The following is a 558-nucleotide window of genomic DNA, read 5'->3' as shown; positions in this document are numbered from 1 at the left end:
TGGTAAGTTGGCACCCGACTTTAAAACGATTGCTGATTTTAGAAAAGACAACGGAGATGGTATAAAAAATGTGTGCAAAACGTTTGTTGAAGTCTGCCGTCGTCTGAATATGTTTGAGAAACCAGTTGTTGCCATCGATGGTAGTAAGTTTAAAGCTAGCAACAACAAAGGCAATAATTTTACGCCAAGCAAAGTTAAATTTCACATCGACCGAGTCGAAAATAACATTGAACGTTATCTTGAATTACTTGATGAAGCCGATAAAGAGCAAGCTAACGTCACAAAAATTAAAGCCACAAAAGAGAGACTAGCTGACTTTCGCAGCCAGTTAAAAAAACTACACGAGATTAAAGAACAAGTTGAAGCTCATCCTGACAAGCAAATATCCACTACTGATCCTGATTCACGTTTAATGAAAACTCAAGGTTTTACAAGAGTTGTGAGTTATAACGTGCAAAGTGCGGTTGATACCAAGCTCCACCTCATAGTGGCGCATGAGGTGACCAACGTGCCAGATAGAGGCCAGCTTGCGTCAATGACAAAACTCGCACAAAAAGC

At 40.0% G+C, this 558-nt stretch carries 1 protein-coding gene; it reads left to right on the top strand.

Annotated elements, in window-relative coordinates; genetic code table 11:
* The coding region (locus tag CWC30_RS08090) for a transposase (protein WP_138626830.1) at window positions 1-558 on the top strand (558 nt) is incomplete at both ends.

Origin of the sequence: Pseudoalteromonas sp. S4741, from assembly GCF_005886135.1 — a bacterium.
Taxonomy (GTDB): Bacteria; Pseudomonadota; Gammaproteobacteria; order Enterobacterales; family Alteromonadaceae; genus Pseudoalteromonas; species Pseudoalteromonas tetraodonis.
This window is presented reverse-complemented; position numbering and strand designations above follow the sequence as displayed.